This is a genomic window from Caproicibacterium lactatifermentans, assembly GCF_013315815.1.
Classification (GTDB): domain Bacteria; phylum Bacillota; class Clostridia; order Oscillospirales; family Acutalibacteraceae; genus Caproicibacterium; species Caproicibacterium lactatifermentans.
Genome location: NZ_CP046051.1, coordinates 1,000,537 through 1,022,296 on the forward strand (window position 1 = coordinate 1,000,537; position 21,760 = coordinate 1,022,296).

General features: G+C 47.8%; 18 protein-coding genes, 1 tRNA gene and 1 pseudogene. All 20 read left to right on the plus strand.

The genetic code is table 11. From position 1 onward, the window contains the following. Positions 1-20: 20 nt before the first annotated feature. Positions 21-872: pseudogene (locus GJQ69_RS04855) on the plus strand (nucleoside recognition domain-containing protein); the annotation flags it as partial. Between the two features lie 291 nt (positions 873-1,163). Then, positions 1,164-2,051, plus strand: a complete 888-nt coding sequence (locus tag GJQ69_RS04860; protein ID WP_086035807.1) for a DUF5685 family protein — start codon at positions 1,164-1,166, stop codon at positions 2,049-2,051. Continuing rightward, on the plus strand, positions 2,052-2,711 hold the full coding sequence (locus GJQ69_RS04865; RefSeq protein ID WP_086035806.1) for a J domain-containing protein: 660 nt from the start codon (positions 2,052-2,054) through the stop codon (positions 2,709-2,711). A gap of 15 nt (positions 2,712-2,726) precedes the next feature. Further along, positions 2,727-3,278: a hypothetical protein gene (locus GJQ69_RS04870; protein ID WP_174193126.1), complete on the plus strand. Its 552-nt coding sequence runs from the start codon at positions 2,727-2,729 to the stop codon at positions 3,276-3,278. Between the two features lie 484 nt (positions 3,279-3,762). Continuing rightward, positions 3,763-4,665 carry a MurR/RpiR family transcriptional regulator gene (locus tag GJQ69_RS04875; RefSeq protein WP_086035804.1) on the plus strand — a complete coding sequence of 301 codons (903 nt, stop codon included), beginning with the start codon at positions 3,763-3,765 and terminating at the stop codon, positions 4,663-4,665. Then, positions 4,652-5,908: a BaiN/RdsA family NAD(P)/FAD-dependent oxidoreductase gene (locus GJQ69_RS04880; protein ID WP_236849647.1), complete on the plus strand. Its 1,257-nt coding sequence runs from the start codon at positions 4,652-4,654 to the stop codon at positions 5,906-5,908. Before GJQ69_RS04875 ends, GJQ69_RS04880 begins: the two co-directional genes overlap by 14 nt. A 96-nt stretch (positions 5,909-6,004) precedes the next feature. Next, positions 6,005-6,673, plus strand: coding sequence for a (d)CMP kinase (gene cmk / locus GJQ69_RS04885; protein ID WP_086035802.1), 669 nt, complete (start codon positions 6,005-6,007; stop codon positions 6,671-6,673). A 31-nt stretch (positions 6,674-6,704) separates the two neighbouring features. After that, complete coding sequence (locus tag GJQ69_RS04890) at positions 6,705-7,337, plus strand: lysophospholipid acyltransferase family protein (RefSeq protein ID WP_157658936.1); 633 nt, start codon at positions 6,705-6,707, stop codon at positions 7,335-7,337. Between the two features lie 3 nt (positions 7,338-7,340). Then, positions 7,341-9,317, plus strand: coding sequence for a bifunctional 4-hydroxy-3-methylbut-2-enyl diphosphate reductase/30S ribosomal protein S1 (locus tag GJQ69_RS04895; RefSeq protein ID WP_086035800.1), 1,977 nt, complete (start codon positions 7,341-7,343; stop codon positions 9,315-9,317). Positions 9,318-9,445: 128 nt separating this feature from the next. Beyond that, complete coding sequence (gene yunB / locus GJQ69_RS04900) at positions 9,446-10,084, plus strand: sporulation protein YunB (RefSeq protein ID WP_174193128.1); 639 nt, start codon at positions 9,446-9,448, stop codon at positions 10,082-10,084. An 81-nt stretch (positions 10,085-10,165) separates the two neighbouring features. Continuing rightward, complete coding sequence (gene ligA / locus GJQ69_RS04905) at positions 10,166-12,148, plus strand: NAD-dependent DNA ligase LigA (protein WP_174193130.1); 1,983 nt, start codon at positions 10,166-10,168, stop codon at positions 12,146-12,148. A 36-nt stretch (positions 12,149-12,184) separates the two neighbouring features. Further along, the gene (locus GJQ69_RS04910; RefSeq protein WP_086035797.1) at positions 12,185-12,493 is read left to right on the plus strand and encodes a YhbY family RNA-binding protein; all 309 of its coding nucleotides are present in this window, start codon (positions 12,185-12,187) and stop codon (positions 12,491-12,493) included. A 58-nt stretch (positions 12,494-12,551) separates the two neighbouring features. Further along, entirely contained in the window at positions 12,552-13,163 is a 612-nt protein-coding gene (nadD, locus tag GJQ69_RS04915) for a nicotinate (nicotinamide) nucleotide adenylyltransferase (RefSeq protein WP_086035796.1), read from the plus strand. Beyond that, positions 13,160-13,741 carry a bis(5'-nucleosyl)-tetraphosphatase (symmetrical) YqeK gene (yqeK, locus tag GJQ69_RS04920; protein ID WP_086035795.1) on the plus strand — a complete coding sequence of 194 codons (582 nt, stop codon included), beginning with the start codon at positions 13,160-13,162 and terminating at the stop codon, positions 13,739-13,741. Before nadD ends, yqeK begins: the two co-directional genes overlap by 4 nt. 4 nt (positions 13,742-13,745) lie before the next feature. Then, positions 13,746-14,105: a ribosome silencing factor gene (gene rsfS / locus GJQ69_RS04925; RefSeq protein ID WP_086035794.1), complete on the plus strand. Its 360-nt coding sequence runs from the start codon at positions 13,746-13,748 to the stop codon at positions 14,103-14,105. A gap of 60 nt (positions 14,106-14,165) precedes the next feature. After that, positions 14,166-16,577 (plus strand): leucine--tRNA ligase, encoded by a 2,412-nt coding sequence (leuS, locus tag GJQ69_RS04930; protein ID WP_086035793.1) that lies wholly within the window; start codon positions 14,166-14,168, stop codon positions 16,575-16,577. A 327-nt stretch (positions 16,578-16,904) separates the two neighbouring features. Next, a tRNA-Pro gene (locus tag GJQ69_RS04935) sits at positions 16,905-16,980 on the plus strand. A 353-nt stretch (positions 16,981-17,333) separates the two neighbouring features. Then, entirely contained in the window at positions 17,334-18,665 is a 1,332-nt protein-coding gene (gene uraA / locus GJQ69_RS04940) for a uracil permease (protein WP_086035792.1), read from the plus strand. A 251-nt stretch (positions 18,666-18,916) separates the two neighbouring features. Further along, positions 18,917-20,170, plus strand: a complete 1,254-nt coding sequence (gene sstT, locus GJQ69_RS04945) for a serine/threonine transporter SstT (protein ID WP_174193132.1) — start codon at positions 18,917-18,919, stop codon at positions 20,168-20,170. A gap of 163 nt (positions 20,171-20,333) precedes the next feature. Next, complete coding sequence (locus GJQ69_RS04950; protein WP_174193134.1) at positions 20,334-21,704, plus strand: MATE family efflux transporter; 1,371 nt, start codon at positions 20,334-20,336, stop codon at positions 21,702-21,704. The last annotated feature ends 56 nt before the right edge of the window (positions 21,705-21,760 follow it).

Below are 21,760 nucleotides of genomic sequence, written 5' to 3' on the forward strand. Positions count from 1 at the left end.
GCCGCATAAATTTCCCAAGGGTGTGCATGGGCTTTGGGTGCAATGCGGCCGGTGTGACCGGCTGCCGCATTATTGATTCTCCGAGGGAACGGCTGATTGCGATTCTAACCAACAACTTTGTTCCCTGCAACGGTCGTTTTCCAACACTGATTGCAATTATTTCTATATTCTTTGTCAGCAGTATGTCTGGCGTGCTGCAAACAACTTCGGCGGCACTTATTTTGCTGGCGGTGGTTGTTCTGGGCGTACTAACAACTTTTTTAACATCCCGAGTGCTTTCCGCTACAGTTCTCAAGGGCATCCCGTCATCCTTTACGCTGGAACTCCCGCCATACCGCCGCCCGCAGGTCGGTCGTGTATTGGTCCGCTCCTTGCTGGACAGAACGATTTTTGTTCTGGGACGCGCGGCTTCCGTGGCGGCGCCAGCTGGACTTTTCCTCTGGCTTCTGGCTAACCTGCATGTGGGGCAAAGTACACTTTTGTCCATTTGTGCCGGGGCGCTGGACCCAATCGGCCATTTTTTCGGCATGGACGGTGTCATCCTGCTGGCGTTTATTTTGGGATTCCCCGCCAACGAAATTGTGGTACCCATTATGCTCATGGGTTACCTTGGCATGGGACAGCTGACGGAGATGGGCAGTTATGCTTCTCTGCAGGCACTGCTCCTGCATAACGGTTGGACTTGGGTAACAGCAGTGTGTGTTGTGTTATTTTCACTTATGCACTGGCCATGTGCTACAACCATTCTGACCATACGCAAAGAAAGCGGTTCCTGGGAATGGACGGCATTGGCTGCGGCTTTGCCAACCACCTGCGGGCTTGTTCTCTGCGCTCTGCTGGCAAATGGTGCCAGACTGTTTGGCTTCGTATAATAAAAAGAGAAGGGACCGCCCGCTGTTTTGTCGCTGGACGGTCCTTTTCCTGTTTTTCACTGTGCTTATGCGTAATCCTTTACAGACGATATATACTAAGGATGAAGATATTTTCTTTGAAAATCATACAAAAAGGCCCAGAATTTACAGATAAAAAGAACTTTTTGACATTCCAGCGGGAGAATTTTTCAGATTCAAATCATTGTTCATAATTTATTAATTCACTCTTATGGGATTGTATAGTAAAATTAAAATGTCGGAAATTGAGATACAAAAAGGGGACGGATGCACTTGTTTGGTTACATCAGGCCCCAAAAGCCTGAATTGCGGGTGCGGGAATATGAGGCATATCGGGCAGTCTACTGTAGCATCTGCCGGGTGTTGGGCAGGCACTATGGCATTTTCTCTCGGCTGATTCTCAGCTATGACAGCACTTTTTACGCGTTGCTTCTGCTTGCACTGCAGAAAAAATATGTTCCGTGTTTCGCGGGTGGACGCTGTGCTGCCAATCCGCTGAAAAAATGTATGTACTGTACCAATGCACAGCCTTCTTTAAAGCAAGCGGCGGCACTGAGTATTCTGCTTTCTGTGCAGAAACTGCAGGATGACCGCCGTGACCGCGGCCGCTGGCCACGCTGTCGAGCGTTTTTTCTGCTTCCTTTTCTGCATGGTGCCCACAAGAAGGCCGCTGCGGATTTTCCATGGATGGAGCAGGCCGTATGCACCTGTATGCGCCAGCAGGCGGAAGCGGAAGCAGAGCCGGATTCCACTTTGGATGATTGCGCCCAGCCGACGGCGGAAATGTTGTCAGCAATTCTGGCGCATGAGGGCGGCACCGATACGGAACCGCTTTATCTGCGGGTTCTGCAGGAAACCGGTTTTTATCTTGGCCGTTGGGTATATCTGATGGATGCAGCAGATGATGTAGAAAAGGATGCGGCGGATGGAGATTTCAACTGGTTTGTTCGTCATTATCAGGTAACAAAGGACAGCTCACCGGAAAAGCTGACGGAAGTACACACATTTGCCAATGCAGCCATGAACCTGACCATGTCCCGGCTGTGCGCCGCTTTTAATTTGCTGGATTTAAACAGCTTTGCTTCCGTTTTGCGCAATATCATAGAGCTGGGGCTTCCAAATATGCAGAAGCAGCTGCTTTTTAAAAAGGAGACTAAATAAATGTCAGATCCATATCAGGTTCTTGGCGTATCACCAAGTGCAACAGATGAGGAAGTAAAAGCGGCTTACCATAAGCTTGCAAAAAAATATCATCCGGACAACTACGCCAACAGTCCACTGGCGGATTTAGCCAGTGAAAAAATGAAGGAAATCAATGAGTCCTATGATACGATTGTCAACCAGCGTAAACAGCAGGCACAGCAGGGGCCTTTTACCGGGAATCCCTATCAGGGGAGCTACTATGGTTATGCTGGAACACAAAGTCAGTCTTCGTCCGGCTTTTCAGATGTGCGTTCTTATATTCGTGGCGGACGTTTGGCGGATGCAGAACAGATACTGGACGGTGTACCGGCCGAGAACCGCAACGCTGAGTGGTATTTTTTAAAGGGAACTGTTTTGTACAACCGTGGACAGCTGGAACAGGCATCCAACTACATCGGCCATGCCTGTCAAATGGACCCAGGCAACGGCGAATACCGTGCAGCTATGAGCCAGATAAACGGCCAGTACCGGGGCTATTACGGTGGCTATAATCCATCTGTTCAGAACAATCGGTCTGACATGGACCAAGCCTGTAACTGTTGTGGGAATCTTGTGTGTGCAGACGCTTGCTGTGAATGTTTCGGCGGCAATCTGATTCCATGCATTGGCTGTAGATAAGGGGGCGCTGCCGATATGAAAAGAGGGCATACGCTGAAAGTTGCTTTCAGCGGGATCTTAATCGCGCTGGCATTACTGTTTATCTGTTTGGGCGGTATTCTACCGGCTATGACATATGCCATGCCGGCGCTGGGCGGGCTTATGCTGATTCCCGCTGTTGTTGAGCTTGGCCCAGGCTGGGCATGGCCGGTTTACTTTGCATCGTCTGTTTTAGGCGTACTGCTAGGACCGGATAAAAGCGCTGCTGTACTGTTCCTTTTCTTTTTTGGTTATTACCCGATTGTGAAGGCACTGCTGGAACACAAGGTTCACAGTCGCCTACTTTGCCTGCTTTTCAAACTGTTGCTTTTCAATGCGGCGGCAATAGCGGCATTCTATATCAGTGTCAGCCTTTTGAATGTACCAAAAATGGTTTTTTCTATTGCCGGTATTTATTTGCCGGGTGTGTTGCTTCTGTTGGCGAATTTTGTATTTTTGCTTTATGATTATGCGGTTGGTGGTGTGGCAGCTTTCTATTTTTCACGATTGCACCGCTTTATCAGCAAGTGGCTGATTGGAAATTTTTAATTGCCCGTAGTGTACCACTGCAGAGATGTTAATGCAGTGGTACTTTTGTGCCAATTTTTGAAAGAGATCGGATGCCGTACCAGAGGAAATGCAGGTGGAAAACTTTTTCTTGCTTTTTGGGGCAGAAGGTTCTAAACTTACTTATAAGAAACCAGAAGGACAGCAGAGTTTTTTTAGTTGACAGATTTCATGGGCAAGTTTATAATGTGGTTGATAAAGCTTGAAATTTGCGGCCCAATAGGGCAAACATAAAATAGACCCCCGGGAGCGGCCACTTCCGGGGGTCCTCTTTTGGCCAGCAGTTCTTTGGCTTTTTGTTCATCTGTTTACTGCCCGCAAACATGGTTAAAAGAATAAAGCCTAAAGCAAAATGGCATTTTTTATCATACAGGACATATTGACCTTGCGGTCCTGCCATAGAAGATAGGTGCCAAAACCGGGAATAATGAAAACAGCGGCCGCTTTCATAGGAGTGAATGAATTAATGAATGACAGCTTAACGCAGAGAATACAGGAGAATATGCGCTCTTTTTCCAAAGGACAGCGCCTGATAGCTACGTATATAATGGAACACTATGACAAAGTCGCATTTATGACAGCCTCTCGACTGGGCAGCACAGTGGGCGTCAGTGAATCTACTGTTGTTCGCTTTGCAACAGAGATTGGCTACGATGGTTATCCAGAACTGCAGCGTGCAATGCAGGAGATGATTCGCAGCAAGCTGACGATTGTACAGCGTATGGACGTTACCCGGGAGCGCATCGGTGACAACGATATTCTGGACACAGTCCTCGGTCAGGACAGTGACGTTATCCGTCGTACCATGGAGTACACGTCCCATGATGAATTCTATAAAGCTGCCGATACGATTTTGGCTGCACGCAAAGTGTACATTCTTGGTGCGCGCAGCTGCCAGGCGCTGGCATCTTTTCTTGCCTATTATCTGGGCCTTTTATTGGAAGATGTTATTCTGGTGCAGGCTACCAGTGAAGCGGAAATCTTTCAGCAACTCATCCATATCAATGAGAACGACGTGGTCATTGTTCTTAGTTTCCCGCGCTATTCCCGCAAAGCAACAAAAGCAATGCAGTTTGCCCATGAATGCGGTGCCAAAGGTATTGCCATTACAGATACTGCGGCATCGCCGGTGGCAAAGCACGCAGATTACGCGCTGCTGGCACGCAGTGATATTGCCGCCATTGTGGACTCTTTGGTTGCACCGCTCAGCCTAATTGATGCGCTGGTCGTTACTCTCTCTCTGAAAAAGCAAAAGACAATGGACCCAACCTTTAAGCGGCTGGAGGCCATTTGGGACGAATATCATGTCTACGAAAAAGTAGACAATGAAAACACCGAAAAGGATGATACAAAACATGCAGAAGCCTGATGTGCTTGTAGTAGGGGCGGGGGCTGCTGGCTTGATGGCAGCCGGCACAGCCGCATCTCGCGGATTGACTGTTTGGCTTGCTGAAAAGAACGCTGCTCCCGGGAAAAAACTGGGGATTACCGGCAAAGGCCGTTGCAACCTTACCAACGACTGCATAATTCCGCTGTTTCTGGAAAACGTGCCTACCAATCCCCGTTTCCTGTATGGTGCATTGAACCGTTTTTCTCCTGCGGATACCAAAGCCTTTTTTGAGGGACTGGGTGTTCCGTTGAAAACCGAACGCGGCCGCCGCGTTTTCCCACAGTCGGATAAGGCATCTGATATTGTAGATGCACTGACCAACTGGGTTACACAAACGGGCGTCTATACGATACGCGGCAGTGCCGAACGGCTTTTAACACGAGCCGGCCATGCTGCTGGTGTGCAGATGTCGGATGGACGCCGCATAGAAGCAGAACAGGTTATTCTTTGCTGTGGCGGGGCATCCTATTCCAGCACGGGTTCTAATGGCTCCGGCTATCGGATTGCGGCAGAAGCGGGTCATACTATTCTGCCATTAAAGCCGTCCCTGGTACCGCTGACCTGTGCGGGTGAGGAATGCCGGGATATGATGGGCCTTTCTCTGCGTAATGTCAGCTGTACGTTTTACGATAATGTTCGTAAAAAAGAAGTGCACCGAGAATTTGGAGAAATGCTTTTTACCCACTTTGGCGTATCCGGACCCATTATTCTAAGTGCCAGTGCACATCTGCGGGAAATGTCCGTAGGTCGGTATCGCATGGATATCGATTTAAAGCCAGCCCTTTCACTGGAAAAACTGGATGCACGCCTGCTGCGTGACATTTCCGCACATCCGGCTCGCGCTTTCTCCAACGCACTTACGGATTTGTTGCCGCATAAGCTAATTCCGGTGGTGGTCCAACGGTCCGGCATTCCGGCATTTACAAAGTGCGGAGAAATCACGCGGGAGCAGCGGCATGACCTAATTCATCTTTTAAAGGCATTTTCTTTTACGATTACTGGTTCCCGTCCGCTGGAGGAAGCAATCGTCACCAGCGGCGGCGTTTCCACCAAAGAAGTGGACCCGCGTACCATGCAGTCCAAAAAGATACCCGGTCTTTACTTTGCAGGTGAAATTTTGGATGTGGACGGCTATACAGGCGGCTACAACCTGCAAATTGCTTTTTCCACAGGTCGTGTGGCCGGAGAGAATGTGCAGGGCACATATGCTCCAGAAAGCTGAATCCACTTTGCCTTTTGACCTTGATTGTAGTATACTAAACAGGTATGCATTTCCATCTGTTCTATATGAATCCCTTTTAATATGGAGGACTTGTACATGATTCAAATTGCGATTGATGGTCCGGCCGGAGCAGGGAAAAGCACCATTGCGCGCAAAGTTGCTGCTCAACTGGGTTTCCTCTATGTAGATACCGGTGCGCTTTACCGGGCGGTTGCACTGCACGTTTTGCGGGCAGGCGCAGTTGCAGCGGATACAGCCGCTGTAACAGCATTGCTGCCTAGTGCTCACATTTCCCTGCGGTACGAAAACGGCCTGCAGGAAGTTTATCTGCAGGGTGAAAATGTTTCCGAGGAAATACGCACGCCACAGGTCAGCCGAGCCGTTTCTGCCGTATCTGCCATTCCAGAGGTGCGGGAGTTCCTGTTTGGGTTGCAGCAGCAGCTGGCGCGGGAAAACAATGTAATCATGGACGGCCGCGACATTGGCACAGTGGTGCTGCCGCAGGCACAGGTTAAAATCTTTCTGACAGCTTCTCCGGAGGATCGTGCACAGCGCCGTTTTCAGGAAATGCAGGGAAAGGGACAGGCTGTTTCCTATGAAACGGTTCTTGCGGATATTCGCAAACGCGACGAGCAGGACACGCACCGCGCAGTGGCACCGCTCAAGCAGGCGGCTGATGCTGTTCGGGTGGACACGACTGGCAATACGCTGGAAGAAAGCGTTACCCGTCTGTCCCGGTTCATTCGCAAAAAGTTGGGACTGTGATTTTTGGCAGAAAGAAAGGACGAAACCTGCAATGAAAATGACACCTCTTTATCGGTTCGCTAAAATCGTTCCTTCGTGGTTTGCACGGCCGATTGTACCGTACCGTGTGCGCGGCAGGGAGAATATTCCCAAGGAAGGCGCGGCGATTCTCTGTATCAACCATATTCGCAACTCTGACCCCGTTCGTATTTTTCTTTCTTGCCGCCGGCAGGTCTTTTTCCTTGGAAAACAGGAATTGTTTAAAAATAAATTTATCAGCTGGGTATTGCGTAATGTTGGTGTTATTCCTATTCAGCGCGGCCGCAGTGACCTTGGCGCCATTAGCAGCGCCGGTCAGCATCTGCAGCGGGGTGATCTGCTCGGCGTCTTTATCGAGGGTACCCGCAGCAAAGACGGGACATTAGGCAAGCCAAAAGCTGGTGCCGCTATGCTGGCGTGGCGCTACCATGTTCCGGTCATTCCCTGCTGTATTACAGCTAGGGGAGAGCATCTGCCGAAAACATTTGAAAAATGCTGTGTGACTTACGGGAAACCCATTATACCGGAAGATCTGGGACTGAAAGATGGAAAAAGCAGTGAGTTTCGGGAAGCCAGCCGTCTTATTATGGATAGAATACGCGCCATTCGGGAAGAAGACCTGAAGACCTTTGAAAAGGGAGCATAACTGTTGCAGGTAGAAGTAGCAAAATCAGCCGGTTTCTGCTTTGGAGTTAACCGTGCTGTTACAATGGTGAAGGACCTGCTGCAAAAGGGCAGGCAGGTTTGTACACTGGGGCCAATCATTCACAACCCGCAGACACTGGCGGAGATGGAGCAAATGGGTGCGTCCGTTGTGGACCGCCCGGAACAGGCACCGGTCGGAAGCACACTGGTTATCCGCAGCCATGGTGTTTCACGGCAGGTGCGGGAGCGGATTGCGCAGCTTCCTGTTCAGTGCGCAGATGCTACGTGCCCTTTTGTCGCAAAGATTCACCGCATCGTTGCACAGCAGGGCAGAGAGGGACGCACGGTGCTGGTAGCTGGTAACCCGAACCATCCGGAAGTGCAGGGGATTTTGGGGTACTGTACTGGCCCGGCATATGTTTTCCGTTCAACGAAGGAATTGCAAAATCTGCTGGAAAGCGGGCAGGTTCCACAGGAAACTGCTGTATCTGCCGCAGCTCAAACGACTTTTAGTGTAGCAGAATGGCGAAATTGTCTAAAAATTCTGAATAGGGTATATACAAACATAAAAATTTTTGATACAATATGTAATGCGACTGTAAGCCGTCAGGCTGAAGCAGAACAGCTGGCGCACACCTGTGACGCTATGATTGTTTTGGGCGGCCGTCAAAGTTCCAATACGGCCAAGCTGTACGATGTATGCAAAAAATATACAAAAACTTTTTTTGCACAGTCAGCGGCCGACTTGCCCCGCGGTGCTTTTGCGGGGATGCATCATGTAGGTATTACTGCCGGTGCCTCCACACCGGCAAGTATAATAAAGGAGGTACTAGTTACCATGGCAGAAATTAATGAGGGCGTGAATAGCAGCCCGGAAACCGCGGACGGCGGTGACAACTTTGCAGAGATGCTCGAGGAGTCTCTGAAAAGTTTAAATACAGATGAGAAGGTACATGGCGTTGTCGTCGGCGTTACCCCGACAGAAGTTCTGGTAGATGTCGGCCGCAAACAGTCTGGTTTTATCCCGCGCGCCGAGCTGACCAGCGACCCCAATGCAAAAATTGAGGATATCGTAAAAGTCGGCGATGAGATGGACTTGCTTATCATGCGTACAAACGACCAGGAGGGCACAATCATGCTTTCCAAGCGCCGCTTGGATGCTGCAAAAGGCTGGGATGAGATCGTCGCAGCGGAAGAGGACCAGACCGTTCTGACCGGCAATGTTGTTGAAATCGTCAAGGGTGGCGTCATTGCTGTTACCCATGGTGTGCGTGTCTTTATTCCGGCTTCCCAGGCAACTGCATCCCGTAGCGACCCGCTGGACGCACTGCTCCACCAGGAAGTAAAGTTCCGTATTATTGAAGTGAACCGTAACCGCCGCCGCGCGGTCGGTTCCATCCGTTCTGTCCTGCGCGATGAGCGCAAGAAGCTGGCCGAGAAGTTCTGGGAAACCGCAGAAGTTGGCAAGGAATATGACGGTGTTGTGAAGTCCCTTACTTCTTACGGCGCATTTGTAGACCTCGGCGGCATTGACGGTATGATTCATATCAGTGAGCTGTCCTGGACTCGGATTAAGCATCCGAGCGAAGTTGTCAATATCGGCGACAAGGTTCATGTGTACATCAAGAACCTGGACCACGAAAAGGGCAAGATTTCTCTGGGCTATAAGCTCCCGGAGGACAACCCGTGGGAGGTTCTCAAGCGGGATTATCCGGCCGGCACCGTTGTTGAGGCTACCATTGTTGGTATGACTACATTCGGCGCATTTGCCCGCATTATCCCCGGCATTGACGGCCTTATTCATATTTCCCAGATTGCGGACCACCGCATTGAGAAGCCACAGGATGTCCTGCAGATGGGACAGACTGTGAAGGCTGTTATCACAGATATCGACTTTGACCGTCACCGTGTCAGCCTGTCTATCCGCAAGTTGATTGAAAGCGGCGAACTTGCCGATACAGCCGAAGACTCTGCTGAATAAAGTTTGAAATGCAGGCGTGCAAAAAAGAACTTCGGTTCCTTTTTGCGCGCCTTTTCTTTTTGCCGGAACCTTTTTTTCTATTTCTGCTTATACTAACGGCAGAGAACTACGGAAAAGGAGGCATTGAAATGCACAGATTTCACTGTGGTCGGCCAGCGGCATGGGGGATACTCCTGTTGGTGGCGGTCATGGTCATCGCTGTTGTCGGCTTTGATATTGCAGTGCGTCCGTACGCCGCCGCCGTGGTGGCTTGTGAGGCAAAAAATTACGCAGTCAAAGCGGTGCAGGCCGCAGTGCAGAAAGAACTGGGCGGAAAGAATGTGGACCATGGCAGCTACGTGCAGATTGTACGCAATACCGACGGCAGCATTCAATCCATCAGCAGTGACGTGCAGAAGCAGAACGCTCTGCAGGTGGAACTGACGCAGGCCGTGCAGAATCTGGTTAGCAGTCAGCCGCAGGAAACTGTCGGTGTGCCGCTGGGTACATTGACCGGCAGCTCTTTTCTGCATGGAACCGGTCCGGTTATCCCTGTACATGTCACACTTTGCAGTACAGTGCAGTCACATATTGTCAGCGCTTTTGATAGTACCGGCATCAACCAAACACGCCATCGGCTGACACTGCGCGTGGAGGTTAATATGTATACCTATTTTGCAGGTAAAGATGCGAATCAGCGCGCCGAAGTAGACATTCCAGTTGCGGAAACTGTCATTGTTGGCACGGTGCCCGGCGTGGTGCTACAGCCTTCCGGTAAAAACAGCTGAGAAACAACGGATATTTCCCTGCAGAATTCATACACTGTTTAAAATACAATCGTTTATTAAGAAAATGTGAGGATTATAGAAATGCAGCAAGAAGAGGCCAGAAAAAAGGTTGTAGAGCTGCGGAAACAAATTCGGTATCATAACCACAAATATTATGTGGAAGATGCGCCGGATATCGACGACTATACTTATGATATACTGTATCGGCAGCTGCAGAATTTAGAGGCGGCATTTCCGGAGCTGCGTACACCAGATTCGCCTACCCAGCAGGTGGGCGGTGCTGCACTGCCGCAGTTCAGCAAAGTGCATCATCAGGTCGTTATGGAAAGTCTACACGATTCTTTTTCTCATGCGGAGCTGCAGGAGTTTGACCGCCGTGTGCGTGACGAGGTTTCTCCGGTTACCTACGTTGTGGAACCAAAATTTGACGGGTTGTCGGTGTCGCTGGAATACCGTGACGGCATTTTTGTGCGCGGTTCCACGCGCGGTGACGGAACCGTTGGTGAAGATGTGACGGAAAATCTGCGTACTATTCGGACCATCCCCAAAACATTGACACAGCCGATTCCGTATCTGGAAGTACGTGGGGAAGTGTATATGTCACATGACAGCTTTTTCAAGTTGTGCGCACAGCAGGAGCTGACCGGCGAAAAGCCCTTTAAAAACCCGCGTAACGCCGCCGCGGGCTCCCTTCGTCAAAAGAACAGTCAAATTACAGCGGCGCGTGTACTGGACATTTTTGTATTCAATGTACAGCAGATTACAGGAAAAACACTGTCCCACCACGATGAGGCGCTAGATTATTTAAAGCAGCTGGGCTTTACGGTTTCACCGTTCTATAAAATCTGTCATACAATCGAAGAAGCAATTGATGCGGTGGAAAAGGTTGGAAGTGTGCGCGGTAGCCTTGGTTACTCTATAGACGGTGCCGTTATCAAGGTCAACGACTTTGCGCAGCGGCAGGAACTTGGCAGCACTGCAAAATTTCCAAAGTGGGCAGAGGCATTTAAGTATCCGCCGGAGGAAAAACAGACAAAGCTGCTAAATATTGAAGTGAATGTCGGCCGGACCGGTGTCTTAACGCCCACCGGTGTTTTTGAACCGGTTGCGTTGGCCGGTACCACCGTCAGCCGTGCGACACTGCACAATCAAGATTATATTACAGACAAAGATATCCGTATTGGGGATATGGTCACACTGCGGAAAGCAGGGGAAATCATACCGGAAGTTGTCAGCGTTGTTTCCCATGCGCCTGACTCGGAACCATATCGTCTGCCTGCGGTGTGTCCTTCCTGCGGCAGTCCAGTTGTTCGGGAACCGGGTGAGGCAGCGGTCCGCTGTACAAATGCCGCCTGTCCAGCACAGCTCTCCCGCCATCTGATTCACTTTGTCAGCCGGGACGCCATGAATATTGACAGCTGTGGTCCAGCCGTCATTGAACAGTTGATTTCCAAAGAATTGGTGCATTCTCCAGTGGACCTGTACTCTCTTACGCTAGCACAGCTGACCAGTATTGAGCGCATGGGGGAGAAGTCAGCGCAAAACTTGCTGGATGGCATTGAAAAGAGCAAACAAAACGACCTTTCCCACCTGCTTTTTGCGATGGGCATTCCGCACATCGGACAAAAAGCGGCAAAGCTGCTGGCAGCCCGATTTGGCAGTATGTCCGCTCTATTCCAGGCAGATACCGCAGACGTTGCTTCTATTGACGGTTTTGGCGATATCATGGCGAAAAGCGTAACGGAATTCTTTAGTCTTTCCGCTACCGCTGAACTGGTTGGTCATTTGCGGGACGCCGGTGTCAACATGGAAAGTGCACTGCGGGTATCGGAAGACAACCGCTTTGCTGGAAAAACGTTTGTCCTTACCGGTACGCTGCCGGATTTGACCCGTGTGGAAGCTTCTGCACTGATTGAAAAATATGGCGGCAAAGTAACCGGCAGTGTGAGCAAAAAGACAAGCTATGTTCTTGCAGGGGAGGAAGCTGGCAGCAAGCTTACAAAGGCACAAAAACTGGGTGTTCCGGTTCTGTCACAGAACGATTTCCAGAAAATGCTTTCCTAAAATATAAAATAGCAGAAAAGATAAGGAGATATATATATGCTGAACAGCAAACAGCGCGCTTATCTGCGTGGACTTGCCAATCCATTGGAAACCATTTTAATGGTTGGCAAGGGCGGCATTTCATCTGATGTAGAGTATCAGGCGGACACCGCTTTGGAAAAACGAGAACTGATAAAGGGCCGTGTCCTGCCGGAAACCTGTCCCGTTTCTGCAAAGGAAGCAGCCAACATACTGGCGCAGGCTGCCCATGCGGAAGTGGTGCAGGTGATAGGTTCCCGCTTCGTTTTGTACAGGAGAAATGATAAAGAACCGAAAATCACTCTTCCCAAAAGCAGAAAAAAGTAATACAATAGAATTTATATAGCGGTTTGCTGGGGCAACCACTGGGACAGGGGGATGCACAATGGACAAGCTGCTGGTATATGGCGGTACTTTTAATCCGATTCACAACGGGCACCTGCATTTGGCTTCAGCCTTTGAAAAAATAACAGAGGCAGAGCGTGTGCTGTTGATTCCCACTCGTGTGCCGCCGCATAAAGAGGCTCCGAACCTCATTTCCGGAGAACAGCGGTTTGATATGTGCCAACTGGCAGTACAGCGGCGCGGGTGGCAGGTAAGTGATATGGAGCTTCGCCGGCTGGCCCCCAGCTATACCTCCGACACACTGACGGAACTGGCACAGGAGAACCCCAACACCAAACTTTATTTTTTGACAGGGGAAGATATGTTCCTTACGCTCTTTTCTTGGCATGACCCACAGTGCATTCTGCGGCTTGCTACGGTTTGTGCGGCACCGCGCAGCCTTACTGGCATGGACAAAATGCTCGATTTTGCGGATAAAATTCGGGAAGCGGGCGGGCATGCACTGGTGCGTAATGTACGTTACCTGCCAGTTTCCTCCACACAGGTGCGGGCACGGGTGCGGGCCGGAAAAGATGTGCACGCACTTGTCCCGTCAGCTGTTGAGTCCTATATTGCACAGAATTCTTTGTACAGGGAGCCGATGAAAACTTGACTATTCAGGAAGGAAAAAAGCTGATTCGTCCGCTGCTAGGAGATTATCGTTATCATCATTCTGTTTGTGTCAGTCAGTCAGCAAAAATTCTGGCTGTACGGTATGGTGCAGACGAGAACAAGGCGGAAACAGCTGGAATCCTGCATGATATTATGAAAGATATTCCCCATGATGAGCAGGTACAGCGCATGGAAGGGTACGGCATTGTACTTACACCGCTGGAGCAGCACGCACCAAAGCTGTGGCATGCTATTCTTGGCAGCGCTTATCTGCAGCAGGAACTGGGTATTCAGGACAAGGAAATCTTGAATGCTATTCGTTACCACACAACAGGGCGGGCCGGCATGACCCTAATGGATAAAATCATTTTTACTGCAGATTTTATTTCGGCAGACCGTACATACAGTGGTGTGGACGAGTTCCGCCAAATGGCAAAGCAGGACCTCTCAAAAGTGATGGAGAAAGAACTTGCCTATACGATTTCTGATTTAGCCGGCAATGGGGTGCCTATTCATCCCGATACACTGGCGGCATATAACGAAATTACACTGCAGAAGATTTCAAAAAAGGAAGGCTGATTGCATGGAACCGATTACACTGGCTCAAGAAGCTGTTAAAATTCTGGATAAAAAAAAGGCACAGAACATCAAACTCATTGGCATAGAGGATATTTCCTCGCTGGCCAATTATTTTCTTCTGGCAAACGGCACCAGCAGCACCCATGTAAAAGCGCTGGCAGACGAAGTAGAATATCAGCTAAAACAGAAGAATATCGTTCCAGACCATGTGGAAGGCTACCGCAGTCATTCCTGGGTTTTAATGGATTATGGTGCGGTTGTTATCCATATCTTTACGCAGGACGCCCGTGACTTTTATGATTTGGACCGCCTGTGGAAAGATGGCGAACAGGTGGATATTTCCGGACTTCTGACTGCCGACTAAGGCCCTTTTCCTTTTTGAAATGGCAGTTGTTCCAAAAAACAAGATATAGAGGGTTAGAACATGAAATACGATCATAAGGCAGTTGAAAAAAAGTGGCAGGACGCCTGGGAAAAAGCCGGCGTTTTTCATGCGGAAAATAACAGTAAAAAGCCAAAATATTTTGCTTTAATTGAATTTCCGTACCCGTCTGGCCAGGGCCTGCATGTAGGTCATCCGCGTCCGTACACCGCGCTGGATATTATTGCCCGAAAGCGCCGCCTGCAGGGATATAATGTATTGTATCCCATTGGCTGGGATGCCTTTGGCCTGCCTACCGAAAATTATGCTATCAAAAACCATGTGCACCCTGCTGAGGTGACGAAAAAGAACGTTGCCCGCTTTAAAGAGCAGATTAAAAGTTTGGGTATTTCTTTTGATTGGAGCCGGGAAATTAACACAACTGACCCGTCCTATTATAAATGGACACAGTGGATTTTTCTGCAGCTTTTTAAACATGGCCTCGCTTATAAAAAGGAAACGAATGTCAACTGGTGCACAGGCTGCAAATGTGTCCTTGCAAACGAAGAAGTGGTAGAGGGCGTTTGTGAACGCTGCGGCAACCCGGTTATCCATAAAGTAAAAAGCCAATGGATGCTGAAAATTACTGACTATGCGCAAAAATTGATTGATGGTTTGGACGGCGTTGATTATCCGGAGCGGGTCAAGGCCCAGCAGAAAAACTGGATTGGCCGCAGTGAAGGTGCCGAGGTTGGTTTTCAGACTTCTGCTGGTGATGAGCTGACCGTTTACACTACCCGTCCGGACACCCTGTTCGGCGCTACTTATATGGTTATTTCTCCGGAACACCCATACATTGAAAAATGGAAAGACCGTCTGAGTAATATAGACGAAATTCGTGATTATCAGACCAAAGCCGCCCGCAAGAGCGAATTTGAACGTGCCGAGATTGCCAAGGATAAGACGGGTGTCAAGCTGGAAGGCGTTACAGCGACAAACCCAGTTAATGGCAAGACCATTCCTATTTTCATTTCGGATTATGTGCTGATGACATACGGAACCGGTGCCATCATGGCTGTTCCGGCACATGATACTCGTGACTGGGACTTTGCCAAAAAGTTCGGCCTGCCAATCATTGAGGTTGTAAAGGGCGGCAATGTGGAAAAGGAAGCGTATACCGACTGTGCCTCCGGTACCATGGTCAATTCCGGTTTCTTAAACGGTTTGTCCGTTGAGGAAGCGAAGGAAAAGATTAAGTCCTATATGGAAGAAAAGAACTTTGGTCACCGCAAGATTAACTATAAGCTGCGTGACTGGGTTTTTGCCCGCCAGCGTTACTGGGGTGAGCCGATTCCGATTGTCCATTGTGACAAGTGCGGTTATGTCCCGCTGCCGGAGGACCAGCTTCCGCTGCGTCTGCCGGAAGTAGAGAGCTATGAGCCGACGGATGACGGTGAATCTCCGCTTTCCAAAATGACAGATTGGGTAAACACAACCTGCCCGAAGTGCGGTGGTCCTGCCAAACGTGAAACCGACACCATGCCACAGTGGGCCGGCTCCTCCTGGTATTACCTGCGTTACACCGACCCGCACAATGATAAGGCACTTGCCAGCAAGGAAGCAATGGATTATTGGCTGCCGGTAGATTGGTACAACGGCGGTATGGAACACACGACACTACATCTGCTGTACAGTCGTTTTTGGCATAAATTCCTGTATGATATTGGTGTAGTGCCTACATCAGAACCGTACGCAAAACGAACTAGCCATGGCATGATTCTCGGTGAAAACGGCGAAAAGATGAGTAAGTCCCGCGGTAATGTCGTGAACCCGGATGATGTTGTTGATGAATATGGCGCCGATACACTTCGTTTGTATGAAATGTTTATCGGTGACTTTGAGAAGGCGGCACCGTGGAGCACTGCCAGCATGAAGGGCTGCCGCCGCTTTGTAGAACGCTACTTTGCACTGCAGGATATTGTTGTTCCCGGTGACAGCATTCGTCCGGAAATGGAAATTCCCTTTAACCGGACAATAAAAAAGGTAAGCGAAGATATTGAAAACTTGAAATTCAATACGGCAATTGCGGCTATGATGTCCCTGCTTAACGAAACTGCCCAAAGCGGTAGCATTACGCGTGAAGAAATGCGTATCTTTACACTTCTGATGAATCCGTTTTCCCCTCATGTTACAGAAGAGGTATGGGCAAACTTGCACTACAACGGTAAGATGGCCTGCCAGCAGGAATGGCCTTCCTATGATGAAAGTAAGTGCAAGGCAGCCTCTGTTGAAATTGCCGTACAGGTGAACGGCAAGGTTCGTGCGCATTTAACATTGGACGCCGACGTTTCCAAAGAGGATGCCCTTGCGTCGGCAAAGGCCAATGACCGTGTGAATTCTTTCCTGCAGGGGAAGAAAATCATAAAAGAAATTTATGTGCCAGGAAAACTTGTTAATTTGGTAGCAAAGCAATAATTATACTTCAAAAAATATGTTTTATCTCCGCTGGATGTTGATTCATCCAGCGGATTTTTTATTGATATAAGGCCTTATATCTTGAAACATCTTTACAGTTTCTTTTACCAGCGGATATGATTACCATTATCTTGAAAAGAATGAGAAGACCGATTTTGCGTTTGAACCGTAAAGTAAAATACGAACGAAAAATCAATCGAAATATGAGGAACGTGACAGCAGCCTTTTTGAAGAATTGCTCCGTTTTTCGCGTTTTATACAGTGGAGAAATTTTTTCTTGCTTTTTTATAGTATTTGTGATATTATATTTTTGTTGTCAGTGAATATCCGGGTGTGGCGCAGTTGGTAGCGCGCTTGACTGGGGGTCAAGAGGCCGTGAGTTCAAGTCTCGCCACTCGGACCATATCAAAAACCGCACTGTTAGGCCAAAAATGGCTTGGCAGTGCGATTTTTTCGTTTTCAAAGTGCTTTTCAAACGAGTTCAAAAAACTCATTAAAGATCTTGCGGGCTTTAAATTCATGGACCGTACTAAAACAAAGCAGCGGCATTAATAGTTTTAATACAGCAACCGGAGGGCAGGGACTCTATGTTACTTACTTATTATACTTATTGAAATGGACAGCGATGGACTGACAAAATGGGCTGGCGAGTTAAAATGCAGGACAGAGACTTCTCCGTTATTTGATTTTGTGCGCATACTGCTGTATAATTGGCAATGGCTTAAAAATGTATTATGAGGGAGAGTATGTCGTAACATGAAGAAACACATCATTCAAGTAGAGGAAAGGCCACCTATTCAGCAGTTTATTCCTCTTAGTCTACAGCATCTGTTCGCAATGTTCAGTGCTTCCGTTTTAGTACCGACACTTTTGGGTATCAATCCCGCAGTCGTTCTATTTATGAATGGCGTTGGTACTCTTATTTACATTCTTGTTACAAAGGGAAAAGCACCAGCTTACCTCGGTTCCAGCTTCGCGTACATTGCTCCGGCAACCATCATCATCGGCAGCACCGGTCTTGGTTATGCTTACGCGTTGGGCGGATTCGTGGTAACTGGTGCTTTATTTTGTGTAATAGCGCTTATTATCAAATTTTGTGGTACAAAATGGATTGATGCGATTCTTCCGCCTGCCGCTATGGGAGCTGTTGTTGCACTCATTGGCCTTGAACTTTCCGGCACGGCAGCCAAAATGGGCGGTTTAGTCCTGCATGATAACTATAAGCAAATTGATCCCAAGCAGGTGATTGTATTTCTGATTACACTATGCGTTGCGGTATTTGGTTCTGTTTTGTTTAAAAAATTTCTGGCAGTTATTCCGATTCTGGTTGCGATTGTTGTCGGTTACGTTGTATCCGCATGCCTCGGAATGGTCCAGTGGGGAGCAGTGAATGCAGCTCCTGTCTTTGCAATTCCGCATTTCCAGATGGCAAAGTTCAACTGGAATGCGATTTCCATTGTTCTGCCGGCTACGCTGGTGGTCGTTTCAGAACATATCGGACACCAGATTGTAACCAGTAAAATTGTTGGACGCAACATTATTAAGGACCCAGGTCTGCACCGCACGCTGATGGGTGACGGTGTTTCCACCATGATTTCTGGCTTGGTCGGCTCCGTACCAACCACGACTTACGGCGAAAACATCGGCGTTATGGCAATGACCGGTGTTTACAGTGTTTGGGTAATCGGCGGTGCGGCGGTCATTTCTATTATCATTTCTTTCTTTGGCAAAGTATCCGCTGTCATACAGGCTATCCCCAGCCCGGTTATGGGCGGTGTCAGTTTTCTGCTTTATGGCATGATTGCGACCTCCGGTATTCGTCTGCTAGTTGAACAGAAAGTCGATTACAGCCGTTCTCGCAACCTTGCCATGACCAGCGTGATTTTGGTGACCGGCCTTTCTGGTGCGTTTATTCAAATCGGTCAGATTCAGCTGACGGGAATGTCACTGGGTGCCTGCGTCGCTATGATTATGGGCTTCATTTTCTGGATTATCGATAAATTCCACGCGGCAAATGATTACGACGATGCGGAAGAGCCAAGCGATGCCGTAAAGACCGAGCCTGCTGAAAGCAGCGTTACACAATAAAGATTGGATTGATCATTTATTAAAAAAAGAAAGAATTAACTTTTTAAGGTCTGAACCTACTTTTAATAAAGTTCAGGCCTTATTATTTTTTAAAAAACAGCATAAAACAGCATTCGCTTTTATGCTGTTTTTGGGATTGTATTTCCATATACACAATTTAGTGATTTCCACCAATTATGGACAAAAGTAGATATAAGCGTTACAATAGAATAGAAGCGGTTCCAAGCTAATATTAAACAAGGTGACAAAAGATGAAAAAAATTATTCAAAAATGGAACAGCACCAATCTCATCATACGAATACTATGCGGGTTGGTTGTCGGTTTCGTTCTGGCATTGGCATTTCCAAAAGCAAGTTGGATTAGCACATTTGGCACGCTGTTTGTTGGTGCATTAAAAGCTATCGCACCTATTTTGGTGTTTGTGTTGGTCACTGGTTCCATTGCTCAGGCAAAAGGAAAATTTGGACATAAATTTGCAACAGTTATTTTCCTATATATTCTCAGTACTCTCGTATCGGCTGCTGTTGCTGTTTTTGCAAGCTTTTTATTCCCAGTTACGCTTACATTTACAAAGGAGAAAGTTTCTCAGGCAGCTCCCAGCGGTATTGGAGAAGTTTTTACAACACTGCTTCAAAATATTGTCGCAAACCCCATAAATTCACTGGCAAATGGCAACTATATTGGGATTCTGGTATGGGCTTTGCTGATTGGACTGGCACTGCGGCAAGCCTCTCGGGGAACGAAATCTGCTTTAGGAGATATTTCTGACGCTGTTTCAAAAGTCGTTCAGTGGATTATCAGTTTCGCACCGTTTGGTATTATGGGATTGATTTATCACTCTATTTCTACAAGTGGCCTTAATATTTTCGTTACATATGGGAAATTGATTGCAGTTTTGATTGGCTGCATGGCTATGGTGGCATTAGGAACGAATCCACTGATTGTTGCAATCTGCCTGAAACAGAATCCGTACCCGCTGGTTTTGCAATGCCTGAAAGAAAGCGGCATTCCCGCTTTCTTTACGCGCAGTTCCGCTGCAAATATTCCAATCAATATGGCTTTGTGCGAAAAGCTTGGATTGGATAAAGATATGTATTCCGTTTCCATTCCATTAGGAGCAACAATCAATATGAATGGCGCAGCTGTTACCATAACGGTAATGACATTGGCAGCAGTGCATACACTGGGAATCCCAGTGAATATTCCTATAGCATTGTTCCTATGTGCGCTTTCTACACTCGCTGCTTGTGGAGCTTCCGGCGTTGCCGGAGGTTCCTTGCTGATGATTCCGCTAGCTTGTTCTACTTTCGGAATTTCTAATGATATTGCTATGCAGGTAGTTGGCGTCGGATTTATCATTGGTGTCATTCAGGACGCCTGCGAAACAGCCATCAACTCTTCCGGAGATGTTCTCTTCGCAGCGGTTGCAGAGTATCGGGAACGTATGATAAATGAAAAAAAGGACAGTCAAGACCATTACCGTCTGGAAGCCGGTAAATTCTAAAAATAATAGACAAACTTTTTAAATGACTGGAGAGCTTAATGAGCTTTTCAGCCATTTTTCTTACCCTAGCCATCAACGATAAAAAGATAAATCTCTCGTAGTTGTAGTTTCTTTGTGTAAATGTTACAATAGATTTGCTATCACAAAAAGTTAGGAGAAATGCATGCATTTACAGTTACATACACAGGTGGCTCAACAAAGCACAAAAGATATGACTTCAGGGAACCCCCAAAAACTGATTATTCAGTTTGCTGTTCCCATTTTTCTGAGCCAGCTTTTTCAGCAGCTATATAATACGGTTGATTCTGTGATTGTTGGAAATTACTTAGGAAAAAGCGCATTGGCGGCAGTCAGTTCCTCCGGAACCCTCATCTTTCTGTTAGTCAGCTTTTTTACAGGAATGGCTATGGGTGCCGGTGTGGCCATTTCCAAATACTTTGGTGCCGGTGACCAAGAGAAAATGTCAAAAGCTATCCACACCAATGTGGCATTTGGAGTGGTTGCCGGTATCCTGCTGACAATCGTTGGCATTTGGGCAACGCCGGAAATTTTGCGGTGGATGGGAACGGACCCACGGGTACTGCCACAATCCATTGTTTATTTTCGCTATTACTTCTGCGGTGCACTGTCAATCGTCCTGTACAATATTTTTACTAGTATTATGAATGCGGTAGGGGACAGTAAACGTCCGCTGTACTACCTCATCTTTTCGTCCATTCTCAATGTCGTGCTGGACCTTCTGTTTATCTGCGGCTTTCATCTTGGGGTAGGTTCTGCGGCTGTTGCAACAACTATTTCTCAAACTGTAAGTATGCTGCTAAGTCTTTATCATCTGACGCGGAAGGGTACCATTTATCAAGTTTCTCTCCATAAAGTACGGTTCCATACAGATACGCTGCGGGAAATGATTCATTATGGTATTCCTACAGGTATACAAAACTCGGTTATTGGCTTTGCAAATGTCATTGTGCAGACAAACATTAACTCTTTTGGCGAAAATGCTATGGCTGGGTATGGCTCTTACATTAAAATTGAAGGATTCGCATTTTTGCCCATTACCTGCTTTGCTATAGCACTTTCTACTTTCGTCAGTCAAAATCTTGGTGCGGGGAAACATGACCGTGCCAAAACTGGTGCACGGTTTGGCATTCTAACTTCTATTTTGCTAGCAGAAGGCATAGGCGTTATCATTTTTTGCAGTGCACCATTTCTAATCAGCCTATTCAATCAGGACTCCGGCGTAATTGCATATGGCGTTCGGCAGGCACATATTGAAACCTTATTTTACTTTGTGTTGGCCTTTTCTCATTGTATTGCCGGCATTTGCCGTGGGGCTGGCAAAGCGGTAGTTCCCATGCTGGTGATGCTGGGAGTTTGGTGCGTGTTCCGAATCTTTTATATTTCGGTGGCCATGCATTTTTCACACAACATCACATTGGTCTTTTGGGCATATCCGCTTACATGGAGCATCAGTTCTGCCATTTTCTTAATTTATTACAAGAAATCCGACTGGGTTCATGGTTTCGATTATTAAATCATTATATTATGTACATCAAAAGCAGCAGCTTGCATTTTTCGCACTGCTGCTTT

Excerpts from the sequence above, each read along its gene's own strand:
- GJQ69_RS04865 (WP_086035806.1), top strand. The coding sequence starts at position 2,052 with ATGTCAGATCCATATCAGGTTCTTGGCGTATCACCAAGTGCAACAGAT.
- GJQ69_RS04870 (WP_174193126.1), top strand. The coding sequence starts at position 2,727 with ATGAAAAGAGGGCATACGCTGAAAGTTGCTTTCAGCGGGATCTTAATC.
- GJQ69_RS04875 (WP_086035804.1), top strand. The coding sequence starts at position 3,763 with ATGAATGACAGCTTAACGCAGAGAATACAGGAGAATATGCGCTCTTTT.
- GJQ69_RS04880 (WP_236849647.1), top strand. The coding sequence starts at position 4,652 with ATGCAGAAGCCTGATGTGCTTGTAGTAGGGGCGGGGGCTGCTGGCTTG.
- cmk (WP_086035802.1), top strand. The coding sequence starts at position 6,005 with ATGATTCAAATTGCGATTGATGGTCCGGCCGGAGCAGGGAAAAGCACC.
- GJQ69_RS04890 (WP_157658936.1), top strand. The coding sequence starts at position 6,705 with ATGAAAATGACACCTCTTTATCGGTTCGCTAAAATCGTTCCTTCGTGG.
- yunB (WP_174193128.1), top strand. The coding sequence starts at position 9,446 with ATGCACAGATTTCACTGTGGTCGGCCAGCGGCATGGGGGATACTCCTG.
- ligA (WP_174193130.1), top strand. The coding sequence starts at position 10,166 with ATGCAGCAAGAAGAGGCCAGAAAAAAGGTTGTAGAGCTGCGGAAACAA.
- GJQ69_RS04910 (WP_086035797.1), top strand. The coding sequence starts at position 12,185 with ATGCTGAACAGCAAACAGCGCGCTTATCTGCGTGGACTTGCCAATCCA.
- nadD (WP_086035796.1), top strand. The coding sequence starts at position 12,552 with ATGGACAAGCTGCTGGTATATGGCGGTACTTTTAATCCGATTCACAAC.
- rsfS (WP_086035794.1), top strand. The coding sequence starts at position 13,746 with ATGGAACCGATTACACTGGCTCAAGAAGCTGTTAAAATTCTGGATAAA.
- leuS (WP_086035793.1), top strand. The coding sequence starts at position 14,166 with ATGAAATACGATCATAAGGCAGTTGAAAAAAAGTGGCAGGACGCCTGG.
- uraA (WP_086035792.1), top strand. The coding sequence starts at position 17,334 with ATGAAGAAACACATCATTCAAGTAGAGGAAAGGCCACCTATTCAGCAG.
- sstT (WP_174193132.1), top strand. The coding sequence starts at position 18,917 with ATGAAAAAAATTATTCAAAAATGGAACAGCACCAATCTCATCATACGA.
- GJQ69_RS04950 (WP_174193134.1), top strand. The coding sequence starts at position 20,334 with ATGCATTTACAGTTACATACACAGGTGGCTCAACAAAGCACAAAAGAT.